Origin of the sequence: Deminuibacter soli (assembly GCF_003412455.1) — a bacterium.
Taxonomy (GTDB): Bacteria; Bacteroidota; Bacteroidia; order Chitinophagales; family Chitinophagaceae; genus Deminuibacter; species Deminuibacter soli.
In genome coordinates this window covers 42,263-61,784 of the sequence record NZ_QTJU01000016.1, presented here as the reverse complement: position 1 = coordinate 61,784, position 19,522 = coordinate 42,263, and the positions used below count along the sequence as shown (strand labels likewise).

The following is a 19,522-nucleotide window of genomic DNA, read 5'->3' as shown; positions in this document are numbered from 1 at the left end:
CTAACCGCGACCGGCTTTATTTCACGTGTTATTTTTCACACGGCGCACGGGTATTTATCACACCGGGCGCCTGAACCGTGCTTTTAGCACGGTTGCATTTTATACCAAGCTTTCAGCGGGTTGGTTGTATATCCGTTAATGATTGCAGAAAAGCAATCACTGCCTTTTGTTCCCCCACGGTTAATTGCAGCGTCGTTGTGCCCAGCGTTTGATTGCTTACCACTATTCCTTTACCGGCACCGCCGCCGGCATTGTAAAAATCCATCACCTCATCCAGCGTTTTATACACACCGTTGTGCATATACGGCGCAGTAACAGCACTGTTGCGTACGGTAGGCGTTTTAAATGCATGCAGGTAAAACGGGATGGGCAGTACTTTATAACGGCCGCTATCCTTGTCAATATGCAGTTGCGCTGCTGTGTTGTTTTGCGGCACACCCAGCACTTCAAACTCCGTTCTGTTGTAATAAGGCGGTGTTAACCCGTTAAACAGCGGCGTAAAATGGCAGGTACCGCATTGTGCCTTACCCATAAATAAATTGCCGCCTGTTTGCTGCAAAGCAGTTAATGCTGCCGTATCTCCCTGCATAAACCGGTCGTACGGCGAAGTAAACGGATGCAGGCTTTGCAGGTAGGCCGTAATTGCTTCTGCTATTTGCTGAAAGCTGAAGCATTGTTTTGTTTGCGAAAAGACATTGGCAAATGCATGCCTGTAAACAGTATCACACTGCAGCACCCGTACCACCTGCGAGGTATCACCCTGCATCTCTGCTGCATTGGTTACCACAGCAGCAATTTGCTGCACCGGCGATGCAGCACGGCCTTCCCAGAAAAAAGCAAACTGGTAGCTGCCATATAACAGTGTTGGTGCGTTGCGGCTAATGTGATAACGCGCACTCATGGGCTTGCTCTGCGGCAAGGCATCGGTAAAATATTTATCCGGCTGGTGACAGGTAGCGCAACTTCGGCTATTGTTACCTGATAACCGTGTATCGTAAAACAATTGTTTACCAAGCCGCACCAGCGTTTCGGTTACACTATCTGCCCCGCCGGGAAATGCCTGCATACGAAAAGCATTGTTGCTGAATAAACCGGCTGCATCATAGTTTAATACGGTGGCTGTTTGGATATGTGTATGCAGAGAACCGGCAAGCAAACCAATTTGTTGTTGCAGCGGAAGTGCGTAGCTGCGCAGAAAAACAAGCCGGTTAAACGAATCGAAATCTGCGTGCTGTTGCAGGTATTGCAAAGCAGATCCGATACACGCTGCTGTTTTGCCGGCAGGTTGCGCTTCAAGATAAGGCTGTAAAGTATACTGCAGTGCACTCAATGCTTCCCTTGCTTCAGCAACACCGCTTTTGAGCAAGGGTGCATTATAGCCGGTAATATGCAACGTCATTATACGTATTACCTCCAGCCGTATGCTTTCGAGTAGCTGCGCATCTGTTGCGGTGAATTGATAAAGCAGGGAAGGTAAGTCTGCAGCAGATTGTTCAATCAGTGCAGCCTGTTGCAGTAAATCCTGTTTTTGTGCCAGCGGTTTTTTATCAAACAATCCTGCTTCTATTACCTGCATGCCCACCGGGTGCTGGTACTCCATATAAGGTTCTTCAATTTCGTATTTCGCAGGCATGTCAAATTCACTGGCTGCGCTGCTGAAAAAATACTGCAGAAAAAAACCGATGCGCTGGTAATGCAGCCTGCAGTTGTACAAAGCCTGCTGCGCCTGCACAACAGATGCCCTGCTCCCGTTCATTGCCGCGATTGCTGCATGCAGCTGCCGGGCAGCCGCGGCAAAGCCGTGCGATTGCTCCGTAACATATGCCTCCACGCGCTCTACCGCGGCAGACTTTTGTTGCACCGTAATACCGGCTGTAATAGCCAGTAAACAGGCGGCGGTTACAAAAAAACGGAGTACAAGGCGCATAACAGTAAAACTTAACGGACAATGGCTATTTCAAAACGGTCTTTCACACAACCCATTTTATCTTCCACAGTATACACTGTGGCTGCCGTTGGTTTAACCGTAATGCTGCGGGTTGTTTCACTGCTTTTGTTCCAGTGGTAATTGCCTTCGTAAGAGGCCGTTAATGTAACAGCTTCACCCTTTTTAACCTTTACCTGTTTTACCTGGTTCACTTCTTTCATCATGGTGAAGTGATCGCGAATAGCGCCATCTGCACAAATCCATTTCGCGTCGAGGCGGTTGTTGTTTACTTCCAGCATCATGGCACCACCGTCTGTATCATTAGAATAGAACATTGCATTGTGCGGGAATGCCTGCTGCCGCCCACCGAGCTGCCCTGCCGAGCCGCTTACCACGTACACCGTTCCTTTGTTGCCGGCATCTTTAATATACGGGCAACTGTTCTGGTCGCCGTTATACAGGCCCGAAGCGCTGCTGAGATTGTGTTTGGCTGCGTCGAAAGTCGGCTCCATGCCATAATGTCCCTGTATCAGTCTTGTTCTTTCATAAACATGGCTGTGCCCGCATAAAACCAGGTCTACCCCATAGCGTTCAAGTATACCAATAAAATTCTCGCGTATTTTAACCAGTTCGGTTTCTGTATCGGAGTTATGCGAGCCCATGGTATAGGGCGGATGATGCCAGTAAGCTACTACCCATTGCTTGTTCTGGTTGGCCTCAAGGTCTTTTTTTACCCATTGTACCTGCGGACCGGCTGTATCGTACAAACGGTACTGGTTGTCTTCTTTGCCATAGGAATCGAGTGAAAGAAAATGCACATTGCCGATGTCAAAAGAATAAAAAGCCGGCGTGTGCGAGGGCACACCGCCACATTCGCCGTCCTTTGGCATAGAGAAATTCTGGTAATATGCAACCTGGTGCGTGCGCTGTACCAGTTCATTCACGCCGGGAAATTCTTTATCGTTATAATCATGGTTGCCCGGTGCAGGATACAGCGGGTAGTTTTTCAGCAGGTCATTTTTATAAATATTGAAAAACTTGGCCTGAAACTCCGCATCGGTGCCGTTGGTATACGCATTGTCGCCCAGCAGCACCCATGCATCCATATAATTATTGCCCAGGTATTGCAGGAAGGACTGTTTTACTTTTTGCTGGTTAACGGAGTTATTGCCACAATCGCCAAACACGCCAATACGGTAGCTGCCTGTAGTGCCTGGCTTGGGCAGCGTGTAAAAATAAAAAGAAGAATCGCCCTGGTACACCTGCGCAAAACTGCTCAATGCATAATAATAGCGCGTATGGGGTTGCAGGTTGGTTAAGTGAACAATATGCTCGGTAGTAAGTGAAGAATCATCTGCCATATTGCTGAGTGCGCCGGCTGTATTACCATAGCGAACCCGGCTGCGGGCCGCCACATCTGTGCGCCAGCGGATGGTAATGGCATTGCTGCTGGCCTGTTGCAGGTAAGGGCCGCGTATTACATTCACGCCTACTGTGCCTGCCGTTGATTTATCCTGGGCATGCAATAAACCACAAGATAATAAGCCTGCCATCAGCAGCGCCGGTATTTTCTTCATGCTGTTCTTTTGCACGAAGAAATTGTTTTATGTGCGGGAGCAGGCGCTAGCCGTATTATATCATTATTAATTTTCCGGCACCGGTAAATAAAAATCCCCGCCGTTAAACACAGCGGGGACGCGAGAGTATAAATATGGGTATTGTTTACAAGCCCGCATTCACCAGCACGGGACAATGATCGGAAGAAAACTTACCGCGGTAAGTATCTGTAAGCACGCCGTACCTGGTAACAGAAAACTGTTTGGTTACAAACACATGATCAATCAGCTCATTGCTTTGGAGGTTGTGGCCAAAGCCGTTAAAGCTGCCGTTATTCACATAAGGATTGCTGACCAGTGTGTAGCTGTCTTGCAGCAGTGTGGAGGTGGCGATAATTTTATAACAGTCTGTTTCATGACCGCCATTTAAATCACCGGTAAACACCACGGGCTTACTGCCTGCGATTGCTTTAATACGCGCCAGCACCAGTTTGCTGCTTTCAATACGGGCTTTTACACCCTGGTGATCGTAATGCGCATTGAAGAAGAAAAAGCTTTTGCCGCTTTTTTTATCTTTCAGCTGCACCCATGAGCAGATGCGCTTACAACAGGTAGCATCCCAACCGAGCGTAGGCTGGTCAGGTGTTTCAGACAACCAGAAATCGCCTTTCTGCAGTAATTCAAACTTGTCTTTTTTATAGAAGATCGCAGAATGTTCACCTGCATCTTTACCATCATCACGGCCTAACCCGTAGCGGTTGTAAGCAGGCAGGGCTTTGCTGAGATCATCCAGCTGGTTTAACAAACCTTCCTGTGTGCCCAGTACGTCAAAATCGTGAAACTGTATCAGTGCTGCAACAACAGGCGCCCTGTTTACCCAGCGGTTACCGGTATCACCGGGATTATCGTAACGCAGGTTGTATGTGCCGAAAGTATATTGCTGCGCCTGCGCCGCAACAACCAGCAGCAGGGCTGCCATCCATAATGCTAAATGTTTCTTCATGCTGTTGTGAGTTTATGTTTATGCGCACGATACCGGACGTTTAGTTCCAGCCCGGGTTTTGTCCCAGTTTCGGGTTCAGCTGGTATTCGTTATACGGAACGGGGTAAAGATATTTATAATCTTTCCATTCACGCGGCACGTTATCCAGCCAATGCAATTCACCATAAGTATCGTTGCTGAGACGCTGCGGGTTGGTAACACCACCTACTGTTTCAGATACGTTCACATAAGTAACACCCGGAACTGCAGTGGGAGCTGTGCCTTTATAAAAGCATACATCCAGCACACCATCACCGTTTAAGTCCATCGGCTTGTTCAGCTCAGGTACATACAAACCATTCCATTGTTTGGTAAGCAAATCGCCATGTTTCCAGCGCACCAGGTCAGCATACCTGAAACCTTCCAGCGCCAGCTCAATACCTCTTTCACGCCTGATCTCCAGCAATGCGGCATCAGCAATTTCAGGATAGTAATTCTGCTGCAGGTAAGTATCAGCAGCGGCAGGCAGGCCAAGATTGGCGGAGATACCTGCGCGTGTACGCAATGCAGCAATGGTTTTTGTCCAGTCGCCGGCAGACAGCTTACCCAATTCTGCCTGGGCCTCTGCATAGTTCAGCAGTATTTCTGCATAACGCATCAGGCTGATGGAATTGGTATTGGTAGTACCATTGTCGTTATACGTATCATCCAGGCACCATTTTATTGGCTGGTAACCGGTATAGGTATAAGAGAATACAGGCGGTGCCGCAACAGGGGCACCGCTGTTCACGCGCTTATAGTCGCCCATGCGGATGGTCTGCTGCAATCTTTTGTCACGGTTCTTTACTTCATTGGCAAACGTGATGGTATCATGCCCGGCAATATCAGTAAAAGGTGTACCGTTAATGGTAAGATAAGTATTGATAAACGTCCTGGTAAAGCTGAATCGCACACCATAGGTTGCACTGGTAAAATACCAGTTGGCATCGTTGAATTTAGCCAGTGAAGAACTGCTTACATCTGCGAGCATTATTTCACTTGTAACAGGTGAGTTGCTGATAAACAGGTTGCGGTAAGCGAGATCGCCGCCCTGGTTCAGGCTAAGCTTTGCGCTGTCCATTACTTTCTTTGCAGCGTCTGAAGCGCTTTGCAGCCACAGTTCGGCCGAACCGCTTAAGCCAAAATCTTTCTGGTATTTGCGGAATGTTCCTTCAAACAAACACACCCTTGATTTATACCCATAAGCTACCCATTTGGTAATGGTGCTGCGGGTTGCATCATCAGCGGTTGAAATATGCTCACAGGCATAGTTCAGGTCTGCCATCACAGAATCCATTACCTGTGCACGCGGCGTGCGGCCACTGTACAATGCACTGTCACCAACAGCCAGCGGTTTGCTGATCCAGGGTACATCACCATAGCGCTTTACTTTTTCAAAATAAAACCAGGCCCTGAAAAAGCGCGCCAGACCGACATAGTTTTCACGTGCGGCCTGCGGAACAGCGGGGTTATTGCAGTTCGCAATAAAGTAGTTGATATTACGCAGGTCGTTCCACTTCCAGCCTGTTTCCTGGCGTGAGGTGTAGGCGCCGCTGCGCAGGAAATCACTCACCGCATTACGCGCGCCATAGTCAGACAGGTCGCAGTCTGTTTTATAAGGCGTGCTAATATCAGGCAGAATGTTATAAAATGAATTGGTATATAATTTCATACCGTCTACACTGCCGAATATGGCGGCATTGGTAGCAGTGTCCTGCGGCAGCTGGTCAAGGTTCTTTTTGCACGCTACCAGCGCTGTAAAGCCCAGCAGCAGGATTAAAATCTGTTTCTTCAACTGTATGTACATGACTGAAACTTTAACTGTTATAAATTGATAGATAAACCAACGGTCACACTTTTCAGGATAGGATAGTTGTTACCATTACCATTGTTGGAATTGCCGGTGAGCAGTACGTCTGATTTACCAATGTTCTCCACATCCAGGTCTTTGGTAATTTTATACAGCGGTGAATGTGACCACAGGTTTTCACCTGAAACATACACACGTGCACCGGTGATATGTGCTTTGGCAAGCAGTGACTGCGGCAGGTTGTAGCCAATCTGGATATTTTTCAACCGGATATAACGTACATTCTGCAGGTACTTGCTCTGCTGCTGGTTCAGGATATTGCCACCCTGTGCAATATAACCGCGGTACCTCGGGAAGTAGGCATCCGGGTTAGATTCTGACCATATTTTACCCAGCTGTGATTTCATGGCATAGTTGTAAGGCCTGTTGTATTGGCCCCAGAACACATCAGCTTCACCACCAGGCCACCAGTCTTGTTTGCCTACGCCCTGGAAAAATGCGCCGATAAAGAAATTGTTCCAGTCACCGCTCAGGTTAAAACCATAGCTGTAGCGCGGTGTGCTGTTGCCAATTACGCGCAGGTCGCCGGGTTTGCTTACGGTATTGTCACCGTTGTTGATCACGCCATCTTTGTTAAGATCCTTCAGTTTGATATCGCCGGGCAGGTACTGTCCGCTGGTAGATGCCTTGAACAAAGCCTGCGCAGCTTTAGCACCGGCAACGTTATCTGCAGTCCAGTAACCATCGTTGGTATAACCCCATATCTCTCCTACTTTCTGACCTGCATAATAATTGGTGCCATCGTTTACGCCGGTCAAAGAATTGGTAGCATTGTTGTATTTGGTAATGGTGCTCTGGTAGTCAGACATCCAGGCTGAAATGCCGTAGTGGAAAGGTTTGCCACCCAGCATAAACAGGTCTTTCCATGCAAGCGACAATTCCCAGCCTGTTGTTTTCAAATCAGCATAGTTGCCTTTGGGCACGTCTGTTCCAAACACCGCAGGCAAGGTTTGACCAACGGTAAACATATTGGTGGTATTGCGTTTGTACACATCGCCTGTAATGGTAAAGCGGTTAGAGAGTAACACCAGGTCAAGTCCCAGGTCTTTTGTAGTAGCTGTTTCCCAGGTAAGGCCATCAGGCAGTACGTTGGGCTGACTTGTTTGCTGTGGCAACACACCATTAATTACACGGCCCAGCTGCGTGATGCCGAATTTTTCCTGGTAAGTATAAGAAGCCACATTACCGTTACCCAGTGAACCATAAGAACCACGGATTTTAACATCGGTGATCACGCTTGCCGGTACATGCCAGAAAGCTTCTTTGGAAACCCGCCAGCCGGCTGATACTGATGGGAAAAAGGCATAACGCTGATCTGCAGGAAATTTCGATGAACCATCATAACGGCCGTCCACTTCAACCAGGTAACGGTCTTTATAAGCATAGTTCAACCTGCTGAAGCCGCCGAGTATGGCCCATTTTTCATAACCGCCTGAAGTATTGATATTTTGTCCAAGCGCAAGATTGATATTGTTGGCATCGCTGTACACAATACCATTGCGTGCAGCAAGAAATGTTTGAAAGGTTGACTGCTCATAGTTATAACCAGCCAGTGCCTTAAAGTAATGATCCGCGCCAAAACGTGTTTCATACTCTGCATAGATATTCGATGCGAGGTACTGTGTTTGCGCGCTGCGCTGCTGCAGGTCGTTGGTACCTGTACCTACATAGGCAATTACACCTGGAGTAACGCTGTAAGGCACCTGTACCCTGCGTTGCTTTTCTGTGTTGTTTGATTTCTGGAAAGTGAAATCACCTTTAATGCGCAGGTGATCATGCATAAACTTCGCGGTAAAACCGGTTGTATTGCGAATAAGCTGGTTGGTGGTATCAATACCATTTTTACCGTATACAAAATCACCCACCGTATATGCTGCAGACTGTGTGAAAGTGCCGTCCGGGTTGTACAGCATAGAAGAAGGATGACCTTCATCTGCCATATTTCTCCAGATGCTGCCGCCTTCACCTACGTTCAGCGGGTTGTGATACGAGCGGTAAGAGAAATCTGTGTTGTTGTTGATCTGTAACCAGGAAGTGAGGTTGATAAAACCTTTAGCCCTGAAGTTATACATTTTAAAATCATCAGAATTGTAACGGAAGATACCATCCTGGCCAAAATAGCGGCCGGTGATATAATAACCCGCTTTGTCTGAGCTGCCTGAAACAGACAGGTTCTGATCAGTAGAAAAGGTATGATCCTTATACAGCAGGTGATACCAATCGGTATTGCCATAATATACATAGTTGCCGTTGGCACCAACTTCTACTTTCGGCAGGCTGGGATCTGCGTCTCTTCTTTTCAGTTCAGCAAGATAGGTTGGGGAGAAAGGCTGTGTTTTATTGATGTTCTGCGGCGTTTGTGAATAATCATTCCACGCACTCCAGGCTTCATTAAACATAGATGCATACTGGTAGCCGTTGGTTACTACATCCGGTACAGTTGTAGGTTTTTTGAAAGAGTAGTTGGATGAATAGCTGATAGTCGTTTTTTGTTTGGCCGGCGTTTTGGTTGTTATCAATACCACACCAAATGCAGCTCTTGCACCATAAATGGCAGCAGAAGATGCATCTTTCAATACTGTAATGCTTGCCACATCGTTGGGGTTGATTAATGTAGGGTTACCTTCCACACCATCAATCAACACCAGTGCATTACCGCCCTGGCCAATTGAGGTAGTACCGCGTACATTGTATGCGGGCGACTGAATAGGTTTACCATCACCCATTACCAGGTTCAGGTTGGGTACAACACCCTGCAGCCCCTGTGTAATGTTGGGGATAGACCTGTTGTCAAGCACTTCGCCACCAACCTGTGTTACCGCACCGGTAACATTGGCCCTGCGTTGTGTGCCATAACCTACTACCACCACTTCATTCAATGAACTTGTTTGTGCACTGTCCATTTTAACGGCCAGTGTAATCATATCACCTTCATTGTACAAATAACCGTCCATGGTTTTTGACTGGTAGCCTAAATAGCTGAAGGTGAAATTGTAGGTATGTCCATTTTCCAGCTGTCGAAAGCTGAACATCCCTGCATCGTTGGTTTGTGTTGCCTTACTGAACAAACCATTCTTGTCTTTTACAATAACCGACACCTGCCCCATGGGCTGGTTTTTCTCATTTTTTACTACGCCTCTTACAGCTTCTTTCACAGTCTGCGCCCCGGCCGTAAAGGCCAGCAGAACTGAACAGAGCAGCAGCGTAAGCAATTTGCAGTGCATTCTTTTTTTCATTTTTATTGGTAGTTATGGACAATACATTTCCATCTCATTTTTCAATGAGTTTTTTCATATGAACCAGCAGGCTTTACGGCATGGGTTTTATTTCGTAACCACTTCCCTTTTTGTTCACCGTTAAATCGTTTAACTGGGCAATGGTTTGCAGGATGTCTTCCAGCGAATCATTTCTGCTGAAATGGCCTGTGAATTTTCTCCTGACCAGCGTGGTATCTGCACACATAATATGCACATGGTAAGCTGCAGTGAGTTGCTGCATAATTACCGGTACCGGCATGTTGCTGAACGTTAGTCCTGTATCAACATCCTTCCTGTGTGCTGCAACAGCACCCTGGTCTGGCGCGGAAGGGTTAGCATTTACAGGGGTAAGGTTGAAAGAAGTATTGCTGAATACATACTGTTCACCTGGTTTAAGATAAGCCTGTTGCTGCCGGTGTACCAGGTTGCGCACCAGCACTTTTCCCTGCAACAGTTTTACGGAAGCAGTATGTTCTCCTTTAAAAGCATTTACCTGGAACACAGTGCCCAGGGCCGTGGTAGAAAAGCCCGGTGTATATACCGTGAAGGGCTGCTTTTCGGCATGGTGCACCACAAAAGCTGCTGCACCGTTTAAACTGATGTTGCGGTCGTTTTTACCAAAAGGCCAGTTGTAACGCACTGCGCTGTTGGGTTGCAGGGTAATTTCAGAACTGTCCTCAAGCCGTATCTGCAACTGCTTTGCGGAATAATTCATTACTACTGAATCGCGTGTTGCTGTGGCAGCAGCAAGGGTAGGTGCAGTTGTATCGGCAGTACGCTGCATTATACCATACAAAAAACCGGCTGCTGTTACCATCACCGCAACTATAGCCGCTACGCGCAAAGCCACACGCATGCGGTGTAAACGCAACACCCGCGCTTTCTTCCGTTGTTGTATGGAGGCAAACAATTGCTGCGAGCGCCGGGCCGGCAGCAGATCATCATCCTCAAACTGCAGCCACTCGTTTTCATCCAGCAGCGCATCGAGCGCATGAGGATGCTGCTGCAGCCAGCGATGAATTATTTCAGCCTCTTCAGCTGAACACCTGTTTTCTAAAAATGCACGTATCTGTGATGTAGAGATTTCCATTCACCAGTAATACGCTGCAGAAAACATTTACACCTACGCTTAACAATTCGTTAATACAGGAAGGAAAATGGATGAAGATTAAAGGAGATGTAAGGTAACACTGATCACGATCAGCGGTACATCCATATTTTTGCGGATATCACGCACTGCCTTGTTGATCTGGTTTTCAACCGTCTTTTTCGATACAGACAGGCTTACGGCAATTTCGTGGTTGCTTAAACCTTCGAGCCTGCTTTCAATAATTTTGCGGCGCATGGGAGATAAATGCCGCATGCCCTGTTTTACCAGCAATAACCGGTCGTGCACCAGTTCATCAGCTGCATTCACGGGTATATTATGCGCTTCTTCATCAATGGCAGCAACTACCCTGTTGCGGGCTTCTTTGCGCAGTATATCGATGACACTGGTTTTGGCAATGCGGAAAAGCTGAACAGACAATGGCAGTTCTGTATTCAAACCAGACCTGAATTGCCACAGTTTGATGAAAGTTACCTGCACAAGTTCTTCGCTCACCGTAACAGAGCCTGTTTTCTTTACGAAGTAGGCATACAGCTTTTGATGAAAAGCATAGTATGCTTCCTCGAATGTGCTTTCACAACCATCACGAAGCGCAGAAATACTGTTACTGTTCATTCACAGGGGTTATAATAGGCAGCCAAATTACAGCGCTTGCTACAAACGTATGTGTTAACTGATTGTTACCACACAATAACAGCTGTTAGCAAAAAACTGTGGCAGCAAAAAAAATGCATGCAGTGAAACCACTGCATGCATGTTATTCCGTACGGATTGAGAATAAAACGGACTATTATTGTTTGATAAATTCACCGTCTGCCTTGATACGCACTTCGTCGCTTACCATTGCGCTTGGGAATTTGGCGCCGATGTTGAAATCAGAACGTTTGATGGTACCGGTAACCTGTACGCCGGCTGTAGTAGCCTTGCTCATCGGGTTAGTGGTAGTGCCCCTGTATACCAGGGTAAGGCTTACAGGTTTGGTTACACCATGCAGGGTAAGGTTGCCGGAGATGGTGTATTGATTGTTACCGTTTGCTTTCAGTGAAGTGCTTTTGAAAGTTAGGGTGCTGAACTGGGCCACATCAAAAAAATCAGGAGATTTCAGGTGGTTGTCGCGCATGTCAACGTTGGTGTTGATAGAACTTACATCAGTGCTCAGTTCAACAACTGCATCGCTGAAATCAGCTTTGGCAGCAATAATAGTAACATCGAATTTTCCGAAGATGCCGGAAATATCGCTAATACCCATATGGGTAACGGTAAATGCCAGTTTGGAATGCGCAGGATCTGCTTTCCAGGTTTGTGCAAAACTGCTCAGCGTAATTAATGCGGCTGCAAAAAAAAGTACTGCCTTTTTCATTGTAGTGTGTTTTATCGGGCCCGCATGACTGGTTTTCTATTTGCGGAATCGGCCACAAAAATGGGCAGTTTTGGCGAAACTGCCACTTGATGTATGATAAGAAATAGTACCAGCGGTAAAATAAATAGCACCTGCTATGGGTACATTTGCGGACCATTATTAAATCAAACGTTTTAGCTATGCGGATCATTGGATTGGTGGGCGGTACCAGCTGGGTATCTACACAGGATTATTACCGTTTACTGAATGAAGGCGTGAACGCGCAACTGGGCGGGCTGAATTTTGCAGAATGCCTGGTGTATTCTTTTAACTATGCAGATATTAAACGTAACAACGATACCAACAACTGGGCAAGCACTACGCAAATGCTAAGCGCTGCTGCCCAAAAGCTGAAACAGGGTGGTGCAGAGGCCATCGTGCTTTGTGCCAACACCATGCACCTGATTGCCGACGCGGTGCAGGAAAATGTTCAGCTGCCCCTGATTCATATTGCCGAAGCTACGGCGCAGGCCATTGTACAGCAGCAATTACACACCGTGGCCCTGTTAGGCACACGCTTTACCATGGAAGAAGATTTTTTTACCGGCCGCCTGGCACAACACGGTATACGCACCATTATACCCGGCGATGCAGACCGCGAATTTGTACAGTATACGATTTATGAGGAGCTGGGACGTAATGTGCTGCTGCCTTCCACTAAAGAAAAATATATCCGGCTCATTAACGAACTGGCTGAACAAGGCGCACAGGGCGTGATACTCGGTTGCACAGAAATACCGATGCTGATAAAACCGGGAGATGTAAGCATTCCTGTTTTTAACACGCTGGAGCTGCATGTGCAGGCAGCCGTACAGTTTATGCTGCAGTAATTATTTTATGGCCATGGCAGATGGTTCCACCAGTCTGCCCAGTTCTATGCTGCGGCAAAGGTATGCGGCCAATGCGCGCTGGTGCGGCTGCTGCGTGGGTTTCAGCGAAGTATGGAAACCAAAACTGGATAACATTACGGCAAATTTATCAGGCGCCTGGAAGTAAAATTTTTCTGCAAGGCCTATTTCGCGGAGACTGGAGCTGCCGGTAAATTCGTATACGCTGTTGTTGCCCGCAACAGGAAGGGCTATTGATTTGAGAACAATATCAACACCCATTATATGATACTTCATGGAAGAAGTACGGCTATATTCAGTATTCATGGTTCAGGGTTTAGTATAAACGTGTGCTGTAAATTAAAACATTTACATCAAACCCTGCAATACCTCTTCGTTAATAACCATTTCGCGTTCATATAACGCAATGATTTCATCTTTCAGCCAGTCAAAAAAATGACTTTTCTGCGGAGTAAAGTTCCGGTGCAGTATATAGCCGATTTGCCAGTCTCCTGAATCTTTGGTAAGAAAGGAATTAAAGGTAGGCCGGTGTGTTGAATTGGCTGAAAACGGATCGTTGGCCCAGTAAATTACATACAGCGAATCAATAGGCGGGTATTCATCAGATGCAGAAGCCGCGGGTACGGCACACCCCGAAACGTGTATGATTTGCTTTCTCCCATGTTGGTCAATATAGTTCAGGTCACAAGTTATGTTCCACTCACGCATAAGTATATTTTAGGTAAATGCATGGCAATTGATCTTGTTTTGCAAGGCCACCATATCTATAATGCCGGTACAACGCATTTTTGCACACAGGGGCGCAATGATACAGATAAATACGGATAAGCTTTGTCAGACGCGGGCACAGCATAATTACCTATACGACTGGAGCTATTGTTTTTCACAATGTGTACTGAACAGGATTGGACTATCGGTTTCATTAAAGTAGGGTTTTCAGGGAAATTGTCTCGGTCGATGAATGAATTTAAATAATATTTTTCTGCGCACCAAGTATTAAGCTGAATAATATGATTAATTCATATATAAATAATAAATATCATTAAATACGGCTTAATAGCACCGCGATATTTATTGAAATAGCGCAGTGTTTTTTTAATTTGCTGTTATTAATCCATTGCCATGAATTTTAACGTACCCGAGTTTTTTTACCAGGGCGAAAAGTATTTTGCCAGGGTAAAAGCCGATGTCATCAGGGAGCAGGGTACACATCGCGACGCCCGTTATGATGTGGAAATATTCCGCTCCCCGCATTACCCGTGCGGCGTATTAGAAATCGTTGAAACGCTCGAAGGCGGCTTCAACATCAAACGCAATATGCTGGAAGGCGTCAGCAAGTTTATATCCCGCGATATTTACCGCTACATTTCAGAACAGTTTGACTAACCGGTTTTCCCTACCCTTCAAAAGCCGCCCCAGGCTTACGTTTTAACCCCAGTTTCCCTTCTCCCTCTTACTGATTTAACACGCCGTTCCGGCAACCCCTTTGCATGGGCATCGCTTGTGAGAACCTATTTTACAGGAGTACGCTAGTGACACATGCTGCGTATCAAAACCGGACAATTCCCTGCTTTCATATATATATTAATTAGTTGATTACTAATCGTATACATTTCCGGCACCGCATTGGTTCCGGTATATATATGCTTGTGCTACAGCCCCTGCCCTGCAGTGTGGCTGCGCGCGGGCATATAAGAACTACTGCTGACTTTTGGTGCATCACTTTAAAACAGCCGCTATGTTTAAAAACTACTTCAAAACAGCCTGGCGCAATATTGTAAAATACAAAAGCTACAGCCTGCTGAACATACTGGGCCTGGCAACCGGTATGGCTGTTGGCCTGCTGATAGGCCTGTGGATTTACTTCCAGTTTTCGTACGACCGCTTTGTACCAGGCTACCAGAGCGTGTACCAGGCTTATTATGTAGTGAACCGGAACGGCGAAATTGCCGGGCAAACCGCCACCTCTTTGTTACTGGCAGATGTAATGAAATCAGAAATTCCTGAAATAGCCTATACCGTTCAAACCGATTGGGGCAATGACCACAGCCTGATGCGGGGCGACAAAAAAATTTACCAGGAAGGCATGGCAGCCGGGAAAGACTTCTTTCATGTTTTTCCATTCAACTTACTCAGCGGTACAGCCGGCAGCGTACTGCACGATCCCTACTCCATCGTACTTTCCCGCAGCACAGCCACCGCATTGTTTGGAAAAGAAAACCCGGTTAACCAAACAGTACGCCTCGATAACACACATGACATGAAAGTAACCGGCGTGATGGAAGATTTACCCGGTAATTCTTCTTTTTCATTTCATTACCTCATTCCCTTCAGTTATAATATACTGAATGCCGAATGGATCAAAATCGCCTCCACTACCTGGAACAACAACTCGTTTCAAACCTTCCTTTCACTGAAACCTGCTACTACCTTTGAACAGGTACAACCCAAACTGAAACTAATCAACAGCCATTTTCCCGATAACTGGAAAGTAGTGCAGCCTTCTGTGAAACTGCATCCCATGAAAAACTGGCATCTTTATTCCAGCTTCAGCAATGGCAGTTATTCTGGCGGTTTTATTGAGTACGTGCGCATGTTTGCCATTATCGGCGCGCTGGTAATATTGATTGCCTGTATCAACTTCACCAACTTATCTATCGCGCAATCAGAAAAACGCGCCCGTGAAGTAGGTGTGCGCAAAGCCATTGGCTCAGGCACCGGCAGCCTGGTGTACCAGTTTTTAATGGAAACGCTGGTCATTACCTGTTGTGGCCTTATTCTTGCCTTATTGCTGGTACAACTTGCACTGCCTGCATTTAACACACTTACGGGCAGTACCATTCAAATACCCTGGCAACAGCCTGCATTCTGGGCATGTCTCGCAGCTTTTGTAGTAATCACTACCTTGCTTGCAGGCGGCAGACCTGCATTTTATTTCTCTTCCTTTCAACCGATGAAAGTATTGAAAGGCACATTCCAGGCAGGCAAACCTGCAGCCTTTACAAGACAGGTGCTGGTGGTATTGCAGTTCAGCAGTTCTGTTGCGCTCATCATTAGCACCATTATTATTTACCAGCAGATTCAATATGTGAAAGACAGGCCTACGGGATATAATTCCGAAAGACTGGTAAGCACGCCAGACAGCCGCGACCTGCAGCGCAACTTCACAGCCTTAAAGCAAGACATGCTGGCGAGTGGTGCTGTTAGCGACGTTGCCTCTTCTTCTTCTACCATAACAGGTTTGGGATCGTGGGTAGGTGTTGATAATTTTGAAGGCATGTACCCCAACGAAGTAGTAAACCTGGCAGCCGTAGATATTTCAGATGACTACTTTAAAACCGTAGGCATGCAGTTGCTGGAAGGCAGGAACTTTACGCCCGGCCTGCACATAGATACCGTAGATGTAATAGCCAATGAAGCAGCCGTAAAACGGATGCGCTTCAAATCTGGCATTAACCAACAGGTAATCTGGAATGGCAAAAAACCTGTTCGCATCATCGGTGTGGTAAAAGATGCACTGATGGCCTCCCCATTCTCTGCCGCAGAGCCTACCTTCTTTGTCTACAATCCACAGGAAAGCGGTAATATCCTGTACCGGTTGAATGATAAAATGCCCACTGCAGAAGCCCTCGCCAAACTGGGCAAATTGTTTAATAAATACAACGCAGCTTACCCGTACAACTATACTTTTACTGATGAAAGCTATGCACGCAAGTTCAGGACAGAAGTGCTCATCGGCAAATTGTCTGCCCTGTTTGCAGCACTGGCAATTTTTATTTCGTGCATTGGTTTGTTTGGCCTGGCTGCATATGTAGCACACAAGCGCACCCGGGAAATGGGCATACGCAAGGTGCTGGGTGCATCCGTAAGTAATATCTGGTTATTGCTGTCGAAAGATTTTGTGCTGATGGTACTGTTAAGCTGCGTGATTGCATCGCCCGTATCCTGGTATTTTTTGAACAACTGGCTGCACAAATACAGCTACCGCATCAGCATTGGCCCCCTGGTATTTGTTGTTGCCGCTGCGCTGGCATTGCTGATTACGGTTTTCACCGTGAGCATACAAGCCGTGCGTGCAGCCGTGGCCAACCCGGTTAAAAGTCTGAAATCAGAATAACATCCATGAACAAAACCATTTTATGCTGAGAAACTATTTAAAAACTGCGTGGCGCGGAATCCTGAAAAACCGGATGGCCTCTGTTATCAATGTGTGCGGACTGGCACTGGGCCTCGCAACAGCCGTTATTATTTTGTTGTGGCTGCGCGACCTGGTGAGCTATGATAATTTTCACACCAACAAAGACAATATCTATAAAATAATGACCATGCACAAAGAGCATGGTGAACTATATTCAGGCGATGTAGTACCCGGCCAGCTGGCAGGCGTACTGCGTGCAGAAGTACCCGAAGTGCAGTATGCCACCCGTGAAACCTTTGCAGACAATCACCTGCTGCAGAGCGGCGATAAAACCTTTTACGAACAGGGCCTGTATGCAGACCCCGATTATTTCAAGATGCTTACCTTCCCTGCATTGGAAGGCAACCCTGCAGAAGCCATGAAAGACGCAGGCTCCATCGTACTAACCGAGCAGGCTGCCATGCGTTTATTCGGCACACCGCATGCTATTGGCAAAACCCTGGTGCACAACCAGCAGCACCAGCTAAAAGTAGCAGCCATTCTTAAAAATATACCAGCCAACAGCAGCAGGCAGTTTGATGTGGTACTGCCCTTTGTAATTTTTGAGCAGGATAATAAAAACTGGCTGTACAAATGGGACGACAACCGGCTGATGACCTGGGTGCAAACAAAACCAGGTACAGATAATGCCGCGTTCAACAACAAGATCAATAAAATATTCATACAGAAAACGGCAGACACTACGGGCAGCATTTTCGCTTATCCCTTTACGCGGCTATGGCTGCATGGCGATTTCAGAAATGGCAAACCAAGCGGCGGCCGTATTACCGTGGTGCAACTCATGAGTGCCATTGGCTTGTTTGTGTTACTCATTGCCTGTATCAATTTCATGAACCTGTCTACAGCCCGCTCAGAACGCCGGTCGCGTGAAGTGGGTGTGCGTAAGGTATTGGGTGCCGCCAGGAAACAAGTGATCTTCCAATTCTTAAGTGAAGCCCTGCTAATGACGTTGCTGGCACTGGCACTAAGCATATTGCTTGCCTGGATGAGCATTCCCTTCATTAACAAAATTGCCGGCAAACAACTGGTGTTTAACCTGGGGGATATACAAACCTGGTTATTATTGCTGGGCATTGCCCTGTTCACGGCCGTTGTGGCAGGCAGCTACCCGGCCTTCTTCCTCAGCAGCTTTAAACCGGTACTGGTATTGAAAGGATTGACAGGTGGCGCCAAGGGCAGCGGCCGCTTACGCAAAGTGCTGGTTACCTTCCAGTTTGTTATTTCTATATTTCTTATTATAAGCACCATCGTTTTATACAAGCAGGTGGCTTATTCAGAAGCAAGGCCCATCGGTTATAACCAACAGAACCTGCTGGTAATACCCGCACGCGGCAACATGCTGTCAAGGGCAGAGTTGCTGCAAAATGCCCTGTCTCAAATTTCCGGTGTTACACAGGTATCATCAGGCTCAGACAACCTGGTGAACTTTAACGGCGCTGTTAGCAGTATTGAATGGGCAGGCAAAAAGCCGGGTGATGATTTCTCCGTATCAGTCACATCGGTATCCTATAACTGGATTAATACCACCGGCCTCACTTTAATAGAAGGCCGCGACTTCAGCAAAGCCTATGGCAGCGATACAGCCAACTGCATTATCAACGAAGCACTGGCCAAACGCATGGGTCTCAGCAAACCTTATGTGGGCGTTAAAATAGGTACACAAACAGTGATTGGTGTAGTGAAAGATTTCCTGTACAACAACCCATTCAATGCCCCCCGACCAATGATGGCTTCCTTAAGCAAAGCAGGCTTAAGCAATATACTGGTGCGTATTCAAAACGATGAGCACTGGCAAACAACACTCAATAAAATTGAGCATACTGTTAAAAACATTGAACCGGCATTTCCTTTCTTCTTCTACTTCGCAGATGCCGAGTTCCAGAAAAGGTTTACCGGCATCCGCTCAACAGGCCAGTTTGCCAATGCCATGGGCTGTATGGCCATTCTTATTTCGTGCCTTGGGTTATTCGGATTATCTGCCTTTATAGCCGAACGCCGCACCAAAGAAATCGGTATCCGTAAAGTACTCGGTGCAGGCAGTGTGCGTGTATGGTATACCTTGTCGCGCGAGTTCCTGCAGCCGGTGCTCATTGCATTTTTAATTGCCGCACCATTGGCCGGTCTTGCCATGGAACAGCTATTGCGCATGGTAGAGTACCGTATCTTCCTGCAATGGTGGATGTTTGCACTGGCAGGCGTTATCGCAGTAGTGATTGCACTTGCAACCGTAAGCTACCAGGGTATTAAAGCCGCACTGTCAAACCCGGTTAAAGCATTGCGGACAGAATAGCAAATGTGAGTTAGTAAACAGTCTCTTTGTGACCTTTGCGGGTTTTAC

14 protein-coding genes are annotated in these 19,522 nt (G+C 46.9%); 4 read left to right on the top strand and 10 right to left on the bottom strand.

Translation table 11 applies throughout. The features are described 5' to 3' along the window. Positions 1-112 precede the first annotated feature (112 nt). From DXN05_RS23710 to DXN05_RS23675, 8 genes are all read right to left on the bottom strand, one after another. Positions 113-1,927 (bottom strand): cytochrome-c peroxidase, encoded by a 1,815-nt coding sequence (locus DXN05_RS23710; RefSeq protein ID WP_116849801.1) that lies wholly within the window; start codon positions 1,925-1,927, stop codon positions 113-115. Between the two features lie 11 nt (positions 1,928-1,938). After that, positions 1,939-3,504, bottom strand: coding sequence for a purple acid phosphatase family protein (locus DXN05_RS23705; RefSeq protein ID WP_116849800.1), 1,566 nt, complete (start codon positions 3,502-3,504; stop codon positions 1,939-1,941). Between the two features lie 145 nt (positions 3,505-3,649). Next, positions 3,650-4,486, bottom strand: coding sequence for an endonuclease/exonuclease/phosphatase family protein (locus tag DXN05_RS23700; protein ID WP_116849799.1), 837 nt, complete (start codon positions 4,484-4,486; stop codon positions 3,650-3,652). A gap of 40 nt (positions 4,487-4,526) precedes the next feature. Next, complete coding sequence (locus DXN05_RS23695) at positions 4,527-6,311, bottom strand: RagB/SusD family nutrient uptake outer membrane protein (RefSeq protein ID WP_116849798.1); 1,785 nt, start codon at positions 6,309-6,311, stop codon at positions 4,527-4,529. A 17-nt stretch (positions 6,312-6,328) separates the two neighbouring features. Further along, a complete protein-coding gene (locus DXN05_RS23690; protein WP_211330136.1) occupies positions 6,329-9,610 on the bottom strand; it encodes a SusC/RagA family TonB-linked outer membrane protein in 3,282 nt (1,093 codons plus the stop codon). Between the two features lie 73 nt (positions 9,611-9,683). After that, positions 9,684-10,721: a FecR domain-containing protein gene (locus DXN05_RS23685; RefSeq protein ID WP_116849796.1), complete on the bottom strand. Its 1,038-nt coding sequence runs from the start codon at positions 10,719-10,721 to the stop codon at positions 9,684-9,686. A 78-nt stretch (positions 10,722-10,799) separates the two neighbouring features. Next, positions 10,800-11,354, bottom strand: a complete 555-nt coding sequence (locus DXN05_RS23680; RefSeq protein ID WP_116849795.1) for an RNA polymerase sigma factor — start codon at positions 11,352-11,354, stop codon at positions 10,800-10,802. A 175-nt stretch (positions 11,355-11,529) separates the two neighbouring features. After that, a complete protein-coding gene (locus DXN05_RS23675; protein ID WP_116849794.1) occupies positions 11,530-12,099 on the bottom strand; it encodes a YceI family protein in 570 nt (189 codons plus the stop codon). A gap of 179 nt (positions 12,100-12,278) precedes the next feature. Here DXN05_RS23675 and DXN05_RS23670 point away from each other — a divergent pair, with 179 nt between their 5' ends. Beyond that, positions 12,279-12,968 carry an aspartate/glutamate racemase family protein gene (locus DXN05_RS23670; RefSeq protein ID WP_116849793.1) on the top strand — a complete coding sequence of 230 codons (690 nt, stop codon included), beginning with the start codon at positions 12,279-12,281 and terminating at the stop codon, positions 12,966-12,968. Here DXN05_RS23670 and DXN05_RS23665 read toward each other — a convergent pair whose 3' ends face one another. Beyond that, complete coding sequence (locus DXN05_RS23665) at positions 12,969-13,292, bottom strand: hypothetical protein (RefSeq protein WP_147314077.1); 324 nt, start codon at positions 13,290-13,292, stop codon at positions 12,969-12,971. Between the two features lie 42 nt (positions 13,293-13,334). Continuing rightward, a complete protein-coding gene (locus tag DXN05_RS23660) occupies positions 13,335-13,694 on the bottom strand; it encodes a hypothetical protein (protein ID WP_116849791.1) in 360 nt (119 codons plus the stop codon). Positions 13,695-14,108: 414 nt separating this feature from the next. Between DXN05_RS23660 and DXN05_RS23655 the strand changes: the two genes are divergently transcribed. The 3 genes from DXN05_RS23655 (at position 14,109) to DXN05_RS23645 (ending at position 19,474) form a co-directional block, all read left to right on the top strand. Beyond that, entirely contained in the window at positions 14,109-14,372 is a 264-nt protein-coding gene (locus DXN05_RS23655; RefSeq protein ID WP_116849790.1) for a hypothetical protein, read from the top strand. A gap of 352 nt (positions 14,373-14,724) precedes the next feature. Next, complete coding sequence (locus DXN05_RS23650; protein WP_116849789.1) at positions 14,725-17,103, top strand: ABC transporter permease; 2,379 nt, start codon at positions 14,725-14,727, stop codon at positions 17,101-17,103. Between the two features lie 22 nt (positions 17,104-17,125). Continuing rightward, positions 17,126-19,474 carry an ABC transporter permease gene (locus tag DXN05_RS23645; RefSeq protein WP_116849788.1) on the top strand — a complete coding sequence of 783 codons (2,349 nt, stop codon included), beginning with the start codon at positions 17,126-17,128 and terminating at the stop codon, positions 19,472-19,474. Positions 19,475-19,522 lie beyond the last annotated feature (48 nt).